Raw genomic sequence first — 15,738 nt, forward strand, 5'->3', positions numbered from 1 at the left:
TTACTTACTGATCAGACTAATAAACTCGTTGCGGGTTTTTTCATCTTTACGAAATTGTCCTAACATCGTAGAGCTTGTCATGATCGAGTTTTGTTTTTCAACACCGCGCATCATCATACACATATGTTTGGCCTCAACAATAACGCCAACTCCGGATGCATCTGTGACTTCTTGTACCGCTTCCGCAATCTGTTTAGTTAGGTTCTCTTGAATTTGTAAGCGGCGAGCAAACATGTCCGTAATACGTGCTAGTTTTGAGAGCCCTAGAACTTTACCTGTAGGCAGGTAACCAATATGAACCTTGCCTACAAAAGGTAGCATATGATGTTCACACATTGAATAAAGCTCAATATCTTTGACGATAACCATAGAGTCATTATCAGATTCAAAAATGGCGTTATTTACCACTTCCTCTAAAGACTGCTCATAGCCCTTGGTCAAAAACTTCATGGCTTTAGCTGCTCGCTTTGGAGTATCTAAAATGCCATCTCTTTGGGTATCTTCGCCAATTTCTTCTAAGATATTGTGGTATAAACCGGCTAATTTGTCGCTCATGCGGATCCTTATTAATAATAACTAGCTTAAGTTTAAAGGAAGACGCTAAAATACCCAAATAAATATCCGCAAAATTTACTAATTGAGACTTATTTATGCTGACATTGCTTGCTGATGAAAATATGCCAATGGTTGATGAACTATTTGCAGACTTCTGTTGGATTGAGCGCAAGGCAGGTAGAGCTATTACGAATACTGACCTTCAAGATGTGGATATATTATTGGTTCGCTCTATTACTCAAGTTAATCAAGCTCTTTTGCAAAAGACGCCAGTTAAATTTGTTGGAACAGCAACAATTGGTACTGATCATATTGATCTAGATTATTTGCAACAATCTGAAATTGAATTTTCAGATGCCGCAGGCTGTAACGCTCAAGCGGTAGCTGAATACGTATTAGCCGCTATTGCTTATTGGTCGAATAATAAAAGATTAGATTTGTCTCAAGTGACAGTGGGGATTATTGGAGCAGGGAATGTAGGCACTAAGCTTAGCCGTCTGCTTGATCATATTGGCATAGATTATCTGCTGAATGATCCTTTGTTAGAAAGTACAGATGATGAGCGAGATTTCGTCTCGTTAGACACAGTCTCGCAATGCCAGATTGTGACTTGCCATGTACCTTTAAGTAAAGCTGGTGAACATCCTACTTATCATCTAATTGACAAAAGCTTTTTAGCAAAAATGCAGGATGATTCCTTATTGATTAACTCATCAAGAGGTGCTGTTCTCGATAATCTTGCGGCCTTAGAAACTGCAAGGAGTGAGAAATCCGTTGAGTTTGTATTAGATGTTTGGGAACAGGAACCTCGACTAAACCCTCAGTTGTTGGAAAAGTGCTTAATTGGTACTTCACATATCGCAGGCTATAGCTTAGAGGGTAAAATCCGCGGAACCTATTATTTGTATCAAGCGACAAGGAACTGGCTAGCTAAGGACTCTAGTGTTTCCTTAGAGTCATTGTTGCCCAATACTTTACTATGGCAAAAACCAAATCATTTGGCAGATTTACATGATTCCTTGAAGCCTTTTTATGATATTAAAGAAGATGACTTAGCTTTACGAAATATCTCCAGATTTGATAGTGAGCGGATAGCTAAAGAGTTTGATTTATTGAGAAAAAATTATAAAAATCGGTTAGAGTATTACCGTTAATAAAAATATTCAGTGGTATAAATTTTAAGGAGTGACTTATGGGCGCAGGCGGTACAAGAGGTGGTGAATGGCAATTTTTTGTGGGTTTAACCATGATGGTGATTGGTTTTTATTTGCTGCTTAATTCAATCCATATCTATTCACAATTTGGTTTTGGCACCCGCTTATACAGCTTTTCAGCCTTCGGTGGTTTTGGCGTCACTTCAGGCATGATTATGATCCCATTTGTTGCTGGTATTGTGGTGTTATTTTATAACCATCGAAACTATTTTGGCTGGTTTTTAACCGTAGGTTCTATATTAGCCTTAATATTTGGCGTTATCGCTTCAACCCAGTTTAGCTTTAGACCAATGAGCGCGTTTGATTTGATTGTGATCTTGGTGCTTTGCTTTGGTGGAATAGGCCTGTTTTTGAGATCGTTATTCCCCACTAAAGGTTAAGTGTAAAGTTAAAAACCGCCACCCGTTTTAAAGCCGCCACCGCCGCCAGAAGAAGAACCTCCGCCACCCCATCCAGAGGGAAAACGGATGCCGCGTGGAAACTTTATGCTTGGGCCGCGGTTATTGCTAGGGAAGTTAATGCCACCGGGAAGGCCAATACCACCATGCCTTTGGGTATAGCGACGTTTTTCAAATCTTTGGCTACGCTTAAAAATACGCCAAAGCTCTTTAGCGTTCACTTGATCACCAATAAACTGAGCTAAAATTCCCGATAAAATAACGCCGTCTTTAAATTTTGAATTATAAGCGTCGTAGTCAGAACGCTTAAACTTCCTACGAACTTCTTTCAAGTCTTCTAGTTTTCTATTCACGCTTTTATGAGCTAATTGAAGGGAAGAGATATTCTCTTCTAGTTGGGATTTATCTTCTTTTAATGATAACAGTTGATTAGTTAAATGATCATCTCTGGGGCTTTCAGTTTGCCTGGCTTCATACTGTAATTGGGAAATCGGCTCAGCTTTAAAGCTTTCCATAAGAATGCTAATGGCTTTAGCAATATATTTATCAGTTTCTAGGTTAAATGACTCGCGCTTTTTAATTAGGTTTTGGTAGGTTTCTTCTTCTGCAGTGAGCTTTTGATCAATAGCGGATAGTTTTTTTCTTTCTAGACCGACAGTGCTTTCTAATTGCTCTGCGCCTGCATCAATTTCAAAATCTCTTTGCATCTGCTGTAATTCTGCAAGCTCGTTCTGCGCTTGTTGCTGTAGATTTTCAGTATGCTCTGCTAGCTTCTTAGGTATATTGGTTAAGGTGAAATAATTGACTCGAGCTTTATCATAATCGATATGCTTAGCTAATTTTTTATCAAAAAACCGTGTGATGAAACCTGCATTATATTGACTGGTGCCATATTGGCGCTGCCATAAATACATGAAGATTTTATCAGCTCGATAAGGCGCACCTTTATCTTCTAATTCTTGTTCTGCTTGAGCGGTTTTATCATTGGCATTAGATGCCATATCTACTAAATCTTGCGCCGTTAGTTGCTGTTGTAAAAAGCTCTTATCTGATTCAAGTTTGCCATCAACCTTAGCTAAAAGATCTTCCAAAGCTTCCACAGCTTTATCGAGTTCAATCGCTTGTTGATTACGCTCTTGATCAAATTGTAATTGATTAGTTTGCGAGGTCTCTATTTTGTTAGCAATAATTTCGATTTGATCATTACGCTGAATTAATAACTGCGCAGCTTGTCGTTCGGCATAGTCGAGCTGTTCGGACAACTGGTTAGCTTGAATAGCATCAAGGCGCATCTTCGCCAATTGGCGGTAACTCTCGGATTCTTTTTGACGTATGCCTAATAGCTTTTGACCATAGCGTTCTAATTCATAGTCCGTTTGTGATAATTCTGAACGAATTTTTTGCAGACTTTGATCAATTTCATTTAATGCTTGACGACCGGAATACATAATTATGAGTTATCCTCTGGATGTATCGTCTGAATCTTCTTCATATTATTCACCATTGAGTAATTGCTTTGCCGTTCGTGGGAAAGCGATAATTTACCTCGAGCTCCCCATAAGCTTTATTCCCAAAAATATTGTTTTGCACGATACCGTCGTCTTGCTTGTCACGAGCAACTTGGTCATAGATAGGCTTTTCTACGCGCACTCCCCATTTGCTGACCCGTTGAACAGTACCGGTTTCTTCATTGATGACAGGAACTTGAATGGTTCTGTTATCTTTGCTGTGGGCTTCAACAATAATGTAGTAATTTCTAGCATTTCGATTAATTTCAGGCTGTCTCCAAACACCAGTGCGCTCACCATGTCTATAAACAATTTTTAATTGGTAATTAAGCTGCAAGTCATCAATTAGCTCCTTCAAATCGGTTGTAGCACCATTCGCGCTGGCGATATCCAACCCTTGAATTGCAGCTAATCCTTGCCGATAGAATTCTTTAGCTAGGCTTTTTGCTTTAGCAACTTTAGCAATCTCTATTGCTTGATTGCGCAAGTTTAATAATTCGTTTGGCAACAGATTTAACTGATGTAATTGCTTAATGCTAAGTTCGGCTTCGTTGAGTTTGTTTTCGGCTTTGGATAATTCCTGCTGCTGCCTTTCTAAAATCTGCAAAGAACCGCTCATTTTCGGATCAATTTCTTTAAAGTTTTGAGGGACAAAATTAGGTGCTAATCGAAGAGTACGAGCAGCATCAATATGAGTAGCAGAAGTTTTTAATAATTGAAACGCTGTTTGCTTTTGTCGATCAAACAAAGCAGTTAATTGAGGATCTTTTGGTTTTGTAGCGCGGTTAAGCTCTGCTACCAGCGAGTCTAAACGAGACTGTAAAGTTTCTTTATTCGTATTGGCCGTGACAATCGATTGATTAAAAGCCTGAGCTTTCTCATCTAGCTCTCTTTGCTGGGGCAGGGTAAATATAGCCCATGTGGCTGCCCAAGCTAAGCCCACAATTCCCCCAATAAAAGCTAAGCCTTTTCCCCATTTCTTTCTATTGATATAAGCGTGAGCAAACTTAGTAAACAAAGAGGTTTTAGGCGGTTTGTAAGCGAAGCGCTCATCTTCTATAGCTTCTATTGCCTCTTTAATAGTTGCGTCGCTAACTGCTATTCCTTGACTGGCATAGGTTGCTTTGACTTTTTCAAATAACGCTTTTTCACGTTCTTCGGCGGATAATTCTTTCTCAACGATCCGCTCTCGATGTCGAATGGTATCGGCAATATCCATCGCCAACATGACATCCGATAAAGGGATATCATGCTGTGGTTTAGTGTTTTTTGTCATTCAGTAACTTGTTGAATTAGGCATTAATAACTAAAGCATTACCGCGGCTAGCCAATTCTGCCAGACGACGTTTACCATCTTCAGCGGCCAAACGAACTTCCTCTGCATTACGAGTTGCTTGGTCACGCATTTCTTCTATTAAGCTCACTGAACGCTCTTGGAAGTTTACAATAGAGTCTACCAATTTTTTCACTGATTCAGCTTTAATTGTAGCGCCATAGCCTTCACGTAACGCTTCTTCTTGAACTTTATCACCAACTTCGCCTAATATTTCTAAGCTTTGATTGATGCCTTCTTTCATGCTTTTTAAGGTTTCTGTCGCTTCATGTAAACCATGCAAGCCAGTAAATGAGGCTGATAAAGCAGTAAAGACTGTTTCATTAGTGCCAAAGAAAGTAACTGATTGAGAATAAACGCGTTCTTTAGCATTGGTGGTCTGTAATAAACGGGCCATGACGGCTTCAGAGGTGTTATAGGATATAGTTAAGTTATCAGATAAGTCTTTGGTAATTTGGTAGCGGTCATCGGAATTTTGCAACTCGCGTAAACGCTCATCACGAGCTAACTCTAATCGTGCTATTTGTTCGCGATCTTCGCTAGTATTAGTTTCAATATCCTTTGCCGCATTACTCAAATTAGTTTTTGCTTGCTCAAGTTCTGCGTCGGCTTTCTTTAAAACATTTAAAGCTAAAACTTCAGATTCTTTTAAAGCGCCTCTAAAATCACGATAAGCATCCAGAATAATTTGTTCACGCTCAATTTGGTCTTTAGTATCTGCTGCAACTTCTAAATAAGTTTCGCGAATCTTTTGGAAGCGAGTAGGAATGTCACCACGAGTGACTTTCATCCATACATTACCAATGCGCTCCATGACGTCAATTTTGCCATCCTCTAACTGATCGACCATTTCTTTAGCATCATCACGTATAGAGTTAAATCGTTCGGTAATGCCTTCATAGCGCTCGCCAATACGCATAGCTTGAATTTGCTCGCGTACTACTTCGTTAAACAGCGAAGCTTGGTTTAACGTTCTTGCAATGGCGATAGTTTTTTCTTCATCTAAGTCAGAAATTTTATTGATCAGACTGATGACAGGAGCCTCATCTGTTTTTTCAGGCATCAATCCCAAGTCGCGTAACTTGTTCATTGCTTGATCCAAATATTTTAAAGGCATAGCGGTAATAGAAGTGCTAGACATGATTTTCTCCTGTGATCCATTTTAACGAACTGTAATTGTTTTGCGTTCTTACCTTTATATTATGATAAATAGCTTGGAATTCAAGGATTTATCTAACAGCAAGCGTTAAATCTTTGTTAAATCAGTATATTAGAGTAGGTTATTCAACGAATAGAGGCTAAATACTTATCAAGGTGATTGGCAAAAGACTGCCTGTCCGACTGAGATAGAGGCGGTGGCCCGCCACGGTTTTGACCCGAAGCCTCAAGGGTTTCTCGCATTGAGTCCATAAAATCACGCATATTAAGCCGCTGCCTAATATTCGATTTATCAAATAACTCTCCTCGAGCGCTCAATGCTATAGCGCCTTTATCGATAGCCTCTGCGGCTAACGGGATATCTGAAGTTATAACCAAGTCGTTTGCTTCGACTCGTTTAACAATCTCATCATCTGCCACATCAAATCCTTTTGGAACTTGTAATGACTTTATATTTTCGATTTTTGGGACAGGAACATAGTGATTAGCAATAAAAGTAAGACTTACCTTAGTTCGGATAGCGGCTTTTATTAGAATATCTCTAATCACAACAGGGCATGCATCAGCATCTACAAAAATCTGCATAGGGATAAAGTTTTATTTAGTTCTTAAAGGCTTAATTGGGCCGTCACTTAAACCGCCAAACTTCTTCTTTGGTTTGCTATTTGAAATGGTATCTTCTGGTTCCATTTTAGGCGTATTTTTCTTAGCTTGTTTTTTTTCTAAGCGTTTCTTTTCTCTGGCAGTTAGCTTTTTGCCACCGGAGCGCTTGCCTTTAGTTGCAGCTTTACCATTCGATTTGAGATTTTTTGGTCCTGTGTATTTTCCTAATAAAGATTGGATTAGGCGTTTTTCAAATTTGGTTTTAAGAAAATTCTCAATGGTCGCCATTAAATTCCATTCACGCGAGCTTATCAATGAAATGGCGGTTCCTGATTCTCCTGCACGGCCAGTCCTACCTATACGGTGAATATAGTCATCACCGTTTTGTGCCATATCAAAATTAATGACTAAATCTACTTCCTTGACATCCAACCCGCGAGCTGCGACGTCGGAAGCCACTAAAATATTAAATTTATTATCACGGAATTGCATCATGACTTGATTGCGAATTTCTTGCGAGTTATCACCATGCAAAGTACCAGTAGCATGCTTATGATACTTCAATAATCCCCCCAAACGATCTACCTGAGTTTTGGTGTTGCAAAAAATAATAGCCTTACGGTATTTTTCGTTTTTAAGTAGCCAATTGACTAGCTTTTCTTTGTGCTTTAAATCATCGGCGGGAATGATTTGCTGTTGGATCTGTTTCTGTTGCTCTTCAAAGCTGTTAAGTACCAGGTAACTCGGCTGATTAAGCATTTTCTCAATGACTGGTTTTACACCACGAGCATTTAAAGTCGCAGAGAATAATAATGTTTGACGTTGGTTATTACAAAACTCTGAAATGGCGGTAACGTCATCACTAAAGCCTAGGTCGAGCATTTTATCGGCTTCGTCTAATACTAAATACTCGAGATTTTTTAATTCAGTAGCACCGCCTTGACTATGATCTAAGATTCTTCCAGGAGTGGCTATCAACACTTCTGGATCTTTGCGTAGCATTGAGCGCTGAAATTGCATTGAAGCGCCACCAGTTAAAACACCTGCGGTTAAGCTAGTGAGATTAGCCAATTGTTCAAATTGTTTTTCTACTTGTCTAGCCAACTCGCGGGTCGGCACCAATATCAAGCAACGAGTTCCTGAGGTTTTAACGGGTTTGTTTAATAGCTTATCTAAAATAGGAAGCAAATAAGCTGCAGTTTTGCCTGAACCCGTTTCGGCACTAGCAGCTAAATCTTTACCGTCTAGGATTAATGGTAGAGCTTTGGCCTGAATTTCAGTTTCTTGTGTAAATTCAAGTTTCAGCAAAGTTTTTTGAAGCTTTTGGTGTAATAAATTAAACAAAGGATGTCACAGCTGTGATTTTATAGCTCAATTTTATCAATTATTAATAGCTATGTCTTAATTATGTCTTAATTTGAACTAGTTATTAGCCCTAGAGCTAAGCAGTGGCATAAATAAAGATTCTAGCCCATTGAGCTTAATTTCATAGATAAGTGCTAACTGTCGCCCGAGGCTGTTATTTGGAAAGCCTTCTTTGTTGAACCAAACCAAGTAGGGTTCTGGTAGTTCTAACAGCCTGCGTCCTTGGTACTTACCAAAGGGCATCACTTGGTTAATGGCTTTGATAATTTCATGTTGCTCTGCTGCTAGCATATGGTAATTCGTTTTAGATAATTCTATGATGATGTCAATTGTTCGATCTTAATGGGAATCTTGGCATATGAAAACATCTTTTACCACCAATCTATTAGCCGCTTCGATGATTTTAACTTTATTCGCTTGTCAACAGGAAGAAAAATCTAATGCGGCTCCTGCTAAAGAGTCGGTGAAAGTTATCGACAATATTGAAGCAAAGGTTAATAAAGCAATCGGCATAACTTCTTTGGCAGAAAAGGCTGAAAAAATTAGTAAAAAGTACATCATTGCTGATCTGCATGTCGACGTTCCTTATCGTTTAGAAAATAAATATGATGATATTTCTAAAGCTACCGACGGTGGAGACTTTGATTATCCTCGGGCAAAAGCTGGTGGTTTGTCAGCACCATTTATGTCAATTTATGTACCTGCATCGCTCGAATTTGAAGGTGGTGATAGTACGGCACTTGCTGATAAATTGATTGATAGTGTTGAAGCGATTGTTAGCAATGCTCCAGATAAATTTGCTTTGGCTTATTCTGTGGATCAAATGCAGGAAAATTTTAAACAAGGATTGATTTCTCTACCGATGGGAATGGAGAATGGATCGCCGATAGCGGGAAGCATCGAAAATCTTCAGCATTTTTATAAACGAGGTATTCGTTATATCACCTTGTCTCACTCTTTGAGCAATCATATTTCTGACTCTTCTTATGATGAAAAGCGTCCGAATAATGGGCTAAGCGATTTTGGTAAAGAGCTAGTAACCGCTATGAATGAGCTAGGCGTTATGATTGATGTATCTCATGTCTCCGACAAGGCTTTTTACGACGTAATGGAAGTTTCAAAAGTGCCTGCAATAGCATCTCACTCTTCAGCTCGACATTTTACGCCTGGCTTTGAGCGTAATATGTCAGACGATATGATAAAAAAGCTTGCAGAAAATGGTGGCGTTATTTTTATTAACTTTGGTTCAACTTTTGTTCACCAAGCATCGCGTGATAGTTATGGTGCTATTTCGGCTGCGGTATCTGAATTTATGCAGTCTGTAGAAATCGATGATTCTAATGACCCTAAAGTGGTTGAATGGCGTAAAAACTATATAAAAGAGAATCCATTCGTATTTGCTGATCTGGAAATTGTATTGGACCATTTCGATCATGTGATCAAACTGGTTGGAGTGGAACATGTAGGTATTGGCTCTGACTATGATGGGGTGGGTGACACATTACCAAACGGTTTGAAAGATGCAGCTAGCTTTCCAACACTTATCGAAGGATTCTTAAAGCGTGGCTATTCAGAGTCAGATATAGAGAAAATCATGTCTGGTAATTTGATTCGAGTTTGGAAGCAAGTTGAAGAATATTCCAAGAAATGATGCTTGATCCATTTTCTGCAATATCTAGCGGTAAATTAAAGCTCATAAGAAATAATAGCCATAGTCTAGTTTTAAGTCGCTCAAAAGTTGGAGCAGCCATTGGTGCGAGTCTTTCAATTATCGCTTTGATCTTTGTATTGCTGATGTTTAAGAAAGCACAAGCTCAAGATAAAACTTTTGTTTTTATTATGCTATTGGCTATAGCTTTGGCAACTGTCCCTTCTATTTATTTAAGTTTTGTTGCTATGATGAAAGGTGAGCAATATAAATTTCAGAAAAAACGTAGGCGTATCTATAAAAACAGAGAGAAGTGGTTTAAATTTTCTGAAATTGTTGGTATCCAAATAGTTCACCAATACGATAATGAAGACCATAAATGGAAATATGAGCTTTTATTGATTTCAATCGGAAAGCATAAATATAAATTAGATGCTCAGTATGATTTGGGTGAAATTAAGTTGTTAGCAGAGGCTATTGGTGAAGCTATGAATATAAGAGTTTTAAATGAATATGAATAAAAAAGCCTACTTAAAGTAGGCTTTTATAATGCCGGAAAACGATTAAGAGCCAGAACCACCAATCATCTTCTTAACGAAGCCTACGATACCAGCTACGATGCCACCGCCAGCAACACCGCCACCAATATTAGATAAGATACCAGTTAAATCCATCGCTGAAGCAGGGTCTGCTCCTGTAGCGCCTAGGATTAAACCAGAAAGGGTGGTACCGCCTAACCAGCCGCCTACAGCACCTGATATAGTGTTAATAAGACCACCAGCATTTAAGTTTTTCATTAGTTTTGGAATTAAGTTACCGCCTGCCGCGCCACTTACAACACTAATTATCATTGGAAGATATTCCATCATTTTGAGCCCCCTCGAGTCTTTTTATATGGTTTATTTATAAATAGTTATTATCACTATCGGAATTTAATATGCCATTAAACTCGTCTAAAATCTAATAAAAGCTCACGATTTTACAATTCGATACTTTGCTCTTTAATAAAAGTTTTTATACGTTTCTCTAGCTCTTTTTCGGGATCTAATGTTGGTATTAACTGAAACTGGGCAATAGAAGACTCTTTGTCATTCAGTTTCCACAAGATTTGACCCAATCTAAACCTTATCCAAGCTTCGGGAATTTGTGTTTGCTCAGAATCCATAAATGCATACAAATTCTTTTTGCCTTGCTCTAGTTTTATAGCTTTTTCAGCTGAGATTTTTGCTGATTGATATAAAGCCATCTCAGCCCAGTCTTTTTGTTGTTCGCTGGAATCTTCTTCTAGAGGTAATGATTGGATAGAATCCAACAGAGCAAAAGCTTTTGCGAATTGTTCCATATTTACTAAACGCATACCTTTAACATAAGTGAGGTCGATTGACTTGGGGTTTTTCTCAATGCCTTTGTCTAGTATGGTTAAACCTTTTTCGATGTCCTCATTGGCGAAAGCTTGTTGCGCAGATATAATTGAGTACCATTCAGAGTTCACAGTTTCTAATCGTTGCATTAATTGGGGGATTTGGTCTTCATCGCCACCAGCAATTCCAGGCGCCGCTCGATGAAATTGAATTAAGCCGATAATACCATCACGACTGTTAGGATAGTCTTTTAGTAATGACTCTAAAGATTTCTTGGCTTTTTTGGCGTAACCAAGTTTGCTAAAGATGCTCGACTCTTGGGCTTGAACGCCGTAAACCGAAGCGGCTAAAAGCCAGTGTTGTTCACTTAAACCTTTCATCTCAATTAAATCCTCAATGGCTTCTTCAGCATCATCATACCGTTTGTCACTAAGCAGTATTTGAGCCAGTTTAGACTGGTACTCCATTTGCTGTTCTTTTGTTTTAGCAGATTGGAGTAGGTTTTTAACTAATGACTCTGCCTCTTTAAGTTGCTCGTTTTTGATTAAGCTTTCTAACTCTTGATTTTTTTCAGCTGCTGTTAGTGTTGGAGATATAAACCATAAACTGAGACTGATAATAATGAACTTCAACATACCAAAGAACCTTGTAAATAATTGATGGGATTTAGCTTATCTGATAAAAGATGAATAATAGCTGACTTGTGAAAAAATATATCAGCAATAAGCGGCCTTAAGTTAATTAAAATGTAACATTTTAATTACTGCTGCTCTCAGCTTGAATTCAATATTATTGAAGTATAAATAGATCTATAATCCATTTAATATTAATTACTTGAAAGACTGAGTAGGCAGGTTTAGACTCAGTTTTTACTTATATACGAACCTTTTTATAATGCATAAAATAGTTAAAATCTTTGGGATAGTTTTCTTAGTCACTTTGCTCTCTTTCTTTTTTCATGAGCTTTTTCACTGGGTAGCTTATGAATTGCTTGGTTATAAAGCAGGTTTTTCTTTAAATTATGCAGCTGTAAAAGATAAAGAATTAATTTTATCTTATGGAGAAAAGCTAGTTTCTTCTGCGGCCGGACCTATATTCACTATATTGCAAGCTGTTATATGCTATTACTTATTAAAGAGCAAAGACTCTATAGTCTTATACATAATAATGTTTGCGGCATTTGTTCAAAGACTGATGGCAGGAATATTTAATATCTTTCAACCAAATGATGAAGGAAGAATCAGTTTAGCTTTGGGCTTGCCCTTATTTACCATTTCAACAGTTGTTGTATGCTTTTTATTCTATTTGGTTTATAAAACATCTAAAGAAAAGAAATATACGGTTAAAGATAACGCCTTATTTTTTATATATTCGATAGTGGCAATAACCACTATTGTATTTGTCGATAATCAATTTACCATCCAATTTGTTTAATTTAAGCGGTAACTTGTGATTTGGGGTTAAGCAAATCAATAAAAGCTCTAGCTGCATTGGATAGAGTTTTATTATTGCGATGTATGATTCCCATTTGACGAAGTGTTGTAGACTTTATATTTAATGCTATTAAAGGATCCTTAATAGCCGCAGCAGGTAAAATGGTCCAGCCCATTTTGCACTCTACAAGTTTAGCAATCACTTCTAAATAATTTGCAGTTTTAACTCTACCATGTTTAACATCCAGCTCTTTTAAATTGCGCTCAAACAATTCTCTTGGAAAGGTCTGTGCTGGCGGTAGTATAGCGTCATATTTGTTTAAAAAATTAAGAGGCTCTGCTACTTTAGTTAAAGCGTGATCTTTGTGGCAAGCGAGCAGCATTGATTCTTGCCATATGGGTATGTGATTAACTCTTTGGTCTTGATTGTACGGAAAAGTGACTAAAGCCAATTCGATGGCTCCTGATAATACTTGATTGTAGGCCATACCAGAATCGATGAAGTCGATTTGCAAATCGACGCTTGGATATTGGTCAATAAAACTTTTTAGATATTCAGGTAAGTAATTAAGGCCCAGATAGTGACTGGTTGCAAAGAGCAATTGGCCTGAAATTTTGCCTGAAAGATCGCGAATTTCTTGAATTGAATTATTTATGTCGCTGATGATTTGAGGGGCTTTATCTGATAGCAATGCCCCTGCAGGGGTTAAGGCTAGCTGGTTACCATCTCTATCGATTAAAGCTGAGCCAACAATAGACTCTAAACGTTTGATACGTTTAGTCAGTGCTGGTTGCGTTATCTCTAGCTCCTTTGCCGCAAGGGTAAAGGATTTTAACCGAACCAAAGCCAAGAAACTTCTTAATAAATCTAGATCCATACAATGATTCCTAGTTACAACCACTCATTCCTAAGAGGAATTGACATTATAAAAATAATGAATTTGAGTAATTCTAATCATAGGAGTAGCATAACGCCATTATTTTATTAGAAGTATTTGATACTTACTTTGTGAAAGACTTCTAATTTATTGTTTTTATTAATAATAAAGAGATTAATATGGCTAAAACCCTTTACGATAAATTATGGGATGATCATTTGGTTGCAGAGAATTCTGATGGTTCTGCGCTAATTTATATTGATCGTCAATTACTGCATGAAGTTACCTCACCGCAAGCATTTGAAGGCTTAAAAATTGCCGGCCGCCAACCTCGTCGTTTGGAAGCTAATTTGGCAACGCCTGATCACAATGTACCAACTACCAATAAGGAGCGTGAACAGGGGATTGATGGAATCGAGGATCCCATTTCCTTAATTCAGGTTAAGACCTTAGATGAAAATTGCGATGAGTTTGGCGTAACTCAATTTAATATTGATGATATTCGTCAAGGTATTGTTCACGTAGTAGGCCCAGAGCAAGGTTACACATTGCCAGGTTTAACCATGGTCTGCGGCGATTCACATACCGCAACCCACGGTGCTTTTGGTGCTATGGCCTTTGGCGTGGGTACTTCTGAAGTAGAACACGTATTAGCGACTCAATGTCTTCGCCAAAAGAAGATGAAGAATATGTTAGTTAAAGTTGACGGCAAGCTAGGTTATGGCGTTACTGCTAAAGATGTGGTTCTTGCTGTGATTGGCGAAATTGGTACCGCTGGCGGTAATGGTCATGCTATTGAATTTGCGGGTACTGCCATCGAAAGTTTATCGATGGAAGGTCGTATGACAATTTGTAATATGGCGATTGAAGCGGGAGCGCGTGTAGGACTAGTCGCTGTAGATGATAAAACGATTGAATATGTCAAAGGTCGACCTTTTGCACCACAGGGGGAGCATTGGGATTTAGCCGTTAAAGCTTGGAATGATTTACATTCTGATGCTGACGCTCATTTCGACACAGTGGTTGAGTTGAAAGCTGAAGATATTGCGCCGCAAGTTACTTGGGGCACTTCGCCAGAAATGGTCAAGCCAGTGACTGGTACTATTCCAAATCCTGCGCATGAAGATAATCCTGTGAAGAAAGAAGGTATTGAGCGTGCACTGGAATATATGGATTTAAAAGCGGATTCTGCGATTTCGTCAATTCCAGTGGATAAAGTATTTATTGGTTCTTGTACTAACTCGCGTATTGAAGATATGCGTGAAGCGGCGGAAGTGGCTAAAGGGCGTAAAGTCGCTGCCAGCGTTAAGTTGGCCATGGTGGTTCCTGGTTCTGGTTTGGTAAAAGAGCAAGCGGAAGCCGAAGGTCTAGATAAGATTTTTGTCGACGCTGGTTTTGAATGGCGCGAGCCGGGTTGTTCCATGTGTTTGGCTATGAACGCTGATCGTTTAGAGTCGGGTGAACACTGTGCTTCAACCTCAAATCGAAACTTTGAAGGTCGTCAAGGTCAAGGTGGACGTACCCATTTAGTCAGTCCTGCAATGGCTGCTGCTGCCGCAGTGTATGGGCATTTCACTGATGTTCGTGATATTGAGATTTCAAGGCTTTCTAGCACAGAGAATGGAGGAGATGCCTAATGGATGCTTTTACTCAACATAAAGGTTTAGTAGTACCTCTTGATCGCGCTAATGTGGATACTGATGCGATTATTCCGAAGCAATTTTTAAAGTCTATTAAGCGCAGCGGTTTTGGCCCTAACTTATTTGATGAATGGCGTTATATGGATCATGGTGAACCGGGCGTGGATAATTCAAAGCGCCCACTGAACCCTGATTTCGTCCTGAACTTCCCAAGATATGAAGGTGCTTCGGTATTATTAGCACGTGAAAACTTTGGTTGTGGTTCCAGCCGTGAGCACGCTCCATGGGCGTTAGAAGATTACGGATTTAAAGCAGTCATTGCGCCAAGTTATGCAGATATCTTCTTCAATAATTGCTTTAAAAATGGCATTTTACCCATCGTTTTAGATAACCAAACGATGGATGTTTTGTTTGCAGAAGCTGAAAGCCAAGAGGGTTACCAACTTTCGATTGATTTAGATTCACAAACTATCACTAGACCAAACGGCGAAACCATTAGTTTTGATGTAGAACCCGATCGTAAGCACTGTTTATACAATGGGCTTGATGATATTGGTATTACACTGCAGCAAGAAGCATCGATTACCGAATATGAAACAGCGCGTAAGCAAAGAGCGCCTTGGTTGTTTAATTAATTTAGAGAA

17 protein-coding genes are annotated in these 15,738 nt (G+C 38.7%); 7 read left to right on the top strand and 10 right to left on the bottom strand.

Annotated features, from left to right (window positions below):
- A complete protein-coding gene (gene folE / locus GJS41_RS00095) occupies positions 1 to 555 on the bottom strand; it encodes a GTP cyclohydrolase I FolE (RefSeq protein ID WP_154245314.1) in 555 nt (184 codons plus the stop codon).
- Between the two features lie 95 nt (positions 556 to 650).
- On the opposite strand from folE, the gene GJS41_RS00100 reads away from it, so the two are divergent.
- Together GJS41_RS00100 and GJS41_RS00105 are read left to right on the top strand one after the other, a co-directional pair.
- The gene (locus GJS41_RS00100) at positions 651 to 1,709 is read left to right on the top strand and encodes a 4-phosphoerythronate dehydrogenase (protein WP_227551213.1); all 1,059 of its coding nucleotides are present in this window, start codon (positions 651 to 653) and stop codon (positions 1,707 to 1,709) included.
- 38 nt (positions 1,710 to 1,747) lie between these two features.
- Complete coding sequence (locus GJS41_RS00105) at positions 1,748 to 2,149, top strand: hypothetical protein (RefSeq protein WP_154245315.1); 402 nt, start codon at positions 1,748 to 1,750, stop codon at positions 2,147 to 2,149.
- An 8-nt stretch (positions 2,150 to 2,157) separates the two neighbouring features.
- Here GJS41_RS00105 and GJS41_RS00110 read toward each other — a convergent pair whose 3' ends face one another.
- The 6 genes from GJS41_RS00110 to GJS41_RS00135 all read right to left on the bottom strand — a co-directional run bounded on the left by GJS41_RS00110 (position 2,158) and on the right by GJS41_RS00135 (position 8,425).
- Positions 2,158 to 3,615, bottom strand: coding sequence for a hypothetical protein (locus tag GJS41_RS00110; RefSeq protein WP_154245316.1), 1,458 nt, complete (start codon positions 3,613 to 3,615; stop codon positions 2,158 to 2,160).
- Between the two features lie 49 nt (positions 3,616 to 3,664).
- Positions 3,665 to 4,951 carry a DUF6384 family protein gene (locus GJS41_RS00115; protein WP_154245317.1) on the bottom strand — a complete coding sequence of 429 codons (1,287 nt, stop codon included), beginning with the start codon at positions 4,949 to 4,951 and terminating at the stop codon, positions 3,665 to 3,667.
- 16 nt (positions 4,952 to 4,967) lie between these two features.
- Entirely contained in the window at positions 4,968 to 6,149 is a 1,182-nt protein-coding gene (locus GJS41_RS00120) for a cell surface protein (RefSeq protein ID WP_154245318.1), read from the bottom strand.
- A gap of 143 nt (positions 6,150 to 6,292) precedes the next feature.
- A complete protein-coding gene (locus tag GJS41_RS00125) occupies positions 6,293 to 6,751 on the bottom strand; it encodes a YaiI/YqxD family protein (protein ID WP_154245319.1) in 459 nt (152 codons plus the stop codon).
- Between the two features lie 12 nt (positions 6,752 to 6,763).
- On the bottom strand, positions 6,764 to 8,113 hold the full coding sequence (locus GJS41_RS00130; protein WP_154245320.1) for a DEAD/DEAH box helicase: 1,350 nt from the start codon (positions 8,111 to 8,113) through the stop codon (positions 6,764 to 6,766).
- Positions 8,114 to 8,191: 78 nt separating this feature from the next.
- Entirely contained in the window at positions 8,192 to 8,425 is a 234-nt protein-coding gene (locus tag GJS41_RS00135; RefSeq protein WP_154245321.1) for a DUF3820 family protein, read from the bottom strand.
- Positions 8,426 to 8,492: 67 nt separating this feature from the next.
- On the opposite strand from GJS41_RS00135, the gene GJS41_RS00140 reads away from it, so the two are divergent.
- Together GJS41_RS00140 and GJS41_RS00145 are read left to right on the top strand one after the other, a co-directional pair.
- On the top strand, positions 8,493 to 9,785 hold the full coding sequence (locus tag GJS41_RS00140) for a dipeptidase (RefSeq protein ID WP_154245322.1): 1,293 nt from the start codon (positions 8,493 to 8,495) through the stop codon (positions 9,783 to 9,785).
- Positions 9,782 to 10,303, top strand: coding sequence for a hypothetical protein (locus GJS41_RS00145; RefSeq protein ID WP_154245323.1), 522 nt, complete (start codon positions 9,782 to 9,784; stop codon positions 10,301 to 10,303). The genes GJS41_RS00140 and GJS41_RS00145 overlap by 4 nt, the downstream gene beginning before the upstream one ends.
- Before the next feature lie 42 nt (positions 10,304 to 10,345).
- Here the strand turns inward: GJS41_RS00145 and GJS41_RS00150 are convergent, their stop codons facing one another.
- Together GJS41_RS00150 and GJS41_RS00155 are read right to left on the bottom strand one after the other, a co-directional pair.
- Positions 10,346 to 10,651, bottom strand: coding sequence for a hypothetical protein (locus tag GJS41_RS00150; protein WP_154245324.1), 306 nt, complete (start codon positions 10,649 to 10,651; stop codon positions 10,346 to 10,348).
- 110 nt (positions 10,652 to 10,761) lie between these two features.
- Positions 10,762 to 11,778: a tetratricopeptide repeat protein gene (locus tag GJS41_RS00155; protein WP_154245325.1), complete on the bottom strand. Its 1,017-nt coding sequence runs from the start codon at positions 11,776 to 11,778 to the stop codon at positions 10,762 to 10,764.
- Between the two features lie 259 nt (positions 11,779 to 12,037).
- Between GJS41_RS00155 and GJS41_RS00160 the strand changes: the two genes are divergently transcribed.
- Positions 12,038 to 12,577, top strand: a complete 540-nt coding sequence (locus GJS41_RS00160; protein WP_154245326.1) for a hypothetical protein — start codon at positions 12,038 to 12,040, stop codon at positions 12,575 to 12,577.
- A 1-nt stretch (position 12,578) separates the two neighbouring features.
- On the opposite strand, the gene GJS41_RS00165 is transcribed toward GJS41_RS00160, so the two are convergent.
- Positions 12,579 to 13,454, bottom strand: coding sequence for a LysR family transcriptional regulator (locus GJS41_RS00165; RefSeq protein ID WP_154245327.1), 876 nt, complete (start codon positions 13,452 to 13,454; stop codon positions 12,579 to 12,581).
- A 179-nt stretch (positions 13,455 to 13,633) separates the two neighbouring features.
- On the opposite strand from GJS41_RS00165, the gene leuC reads away from it, so the two are divergent.
- A complete protein-coding gene (gene leuC, locus GJS41_RS00170) occupies positions 13,634 to 15,091 on the top strand; it encodes a 3-isopropylmalate dehydratase large subunit (RefSeq protein WP_154245328.1) in 1,458 nt (485 codons plus the stop codon).
- A complete protein-coding gene (gene leuD / locus GJS41_RS00175) occupies positions 15,091 to 15,729 on the top strand; it encodes a 3-isopropylmalate dehydratase small subunit (protein ID WP_154245329.1) in 639 nt (212 codons plus the stop codon). Before leuC ends, leuD begins: the two co-directional genes overlap by 1 nt.
- Positions 15,730 to 15,738: the final 9 nt, after the last annotated feature.

This window comes from Kangiella sp. HZ709 (assembly GCF_009674675.1).
Taxonomy (GTDB): domain Bacteria; phylum Pseudomonadota; class Gammaproteobacteria; order Enterobacterales; family Kangiellaceae; genus Kangiella.

Bases quoted from the DNA above. Each gene is read 5' to 3' on its own strand.
- folE (WP_154245314.1), bottom strand. From the start codon at position 555: ATGAGCGACAAATTAGCCGGTTTATACCACAATATCTTAGAAGAAATT.
- GJS41_RS00100 (WP_227551213.1), top strand. From the start codon at position 651: ATGCTGACATTGCTTGCTGATGAAAATATGCCAATGGTTGATGAACTA.
- GJS41_RS00105 (WP_154245315.1), top strand. From the start codon at position 1,748: ATGGGCGCAGGCGGTACAAGAGGTGGTGAATGGCAATTTTTTGTGGGT.
- GJS41_RS00110 (WP_154245316.1), bottom strand. From the start codon at position 3,615: ATGTATTCCGGTCGTCAAGCATTAAATGAAATTGATCAAAGTCTGCAA.
- GJS41_RS00115 (WP_154245317.1), bottom strand. From the start codon at position 4,951: ATGACAAAAAACACTAAACCACAGCATGATATCCCTTTATCGGATGTC.
- GJS41_RS00120 (WP_154245318.1), bottom strand. From the start codon at position 6,149: ATGTCTAGCACTTCTATTACCGCTATGCCTTTAAAATATTTGGATCAA.
- GJS41_RS00125 (WP_154245319.1), bottom strand. From the start codon at position 6,751: ATGCAGATTTTTGTAGATGCTGATGCATGCCCTGTTGTGATTAGAGAT.
- GJS41_RS00135 (WP_154245321.1), bottom strand. From the start codon at position 8,425: ATGCTAGCAGCAGAGCAACATGAAATTATCAAAGCCATTAACCAAGTG.
- GJS41_RS00140 (WP_154245322.1), top strand. From the start codon at position 8,493: ATGAAAACATCTTTTACCACCAATCTATTAGCCGCTTCGATGATTTTA.
- GJS41_RS00145 (WP_154245323.1), top strand. From the start codon at position 9,782: ATGATGCTTGATCCATTTTCTGCAATATCTAGCGGTAAATTAAAGCTC.
- GJS41_RS00150 (WP_154245324.1), bottom strand. From the start codon at position 10,651: ATGATGGAATATCTTCCAATGATAATTAGTGTTGTAAGTGGCGCGGCA.
- GJS41_RS00155 (WP_154245325.1), bottom strand. From the start codon at position 11,778: ATGTTGAAGTTCATTATTATCAGTCTCAGTTTATGGTTTATATCTCCA.
- GJS41_RS00160 (WP_154245326.1), top strand. From the start codon at position 12,038: ATGCATAAAATAGTTAAAATCTTTGGGATAGTTTTCTTAGTCACTTTG.
- GJS41_RS00165 (WP_154245327.1), bottom strand. From the start codon at position 13,454: ATGGATCTAGATTTATTAAGAAGTTTCTTGGCTTTGGTTCGGTTAAAA.
- leuC (WP_154245328.1), top strand. From the start codon at position 13,634: ATGGCTAAAACCCTTTACGATAAATTATGGGATGATCATTTGGTTGCA.
- leuD (WP_154245329.1), top strand. From the start codon at position 15,091: ATGGATGCTTTTACTCAACATAAAGGTTTAGTAGTACCTCTTGATCGC.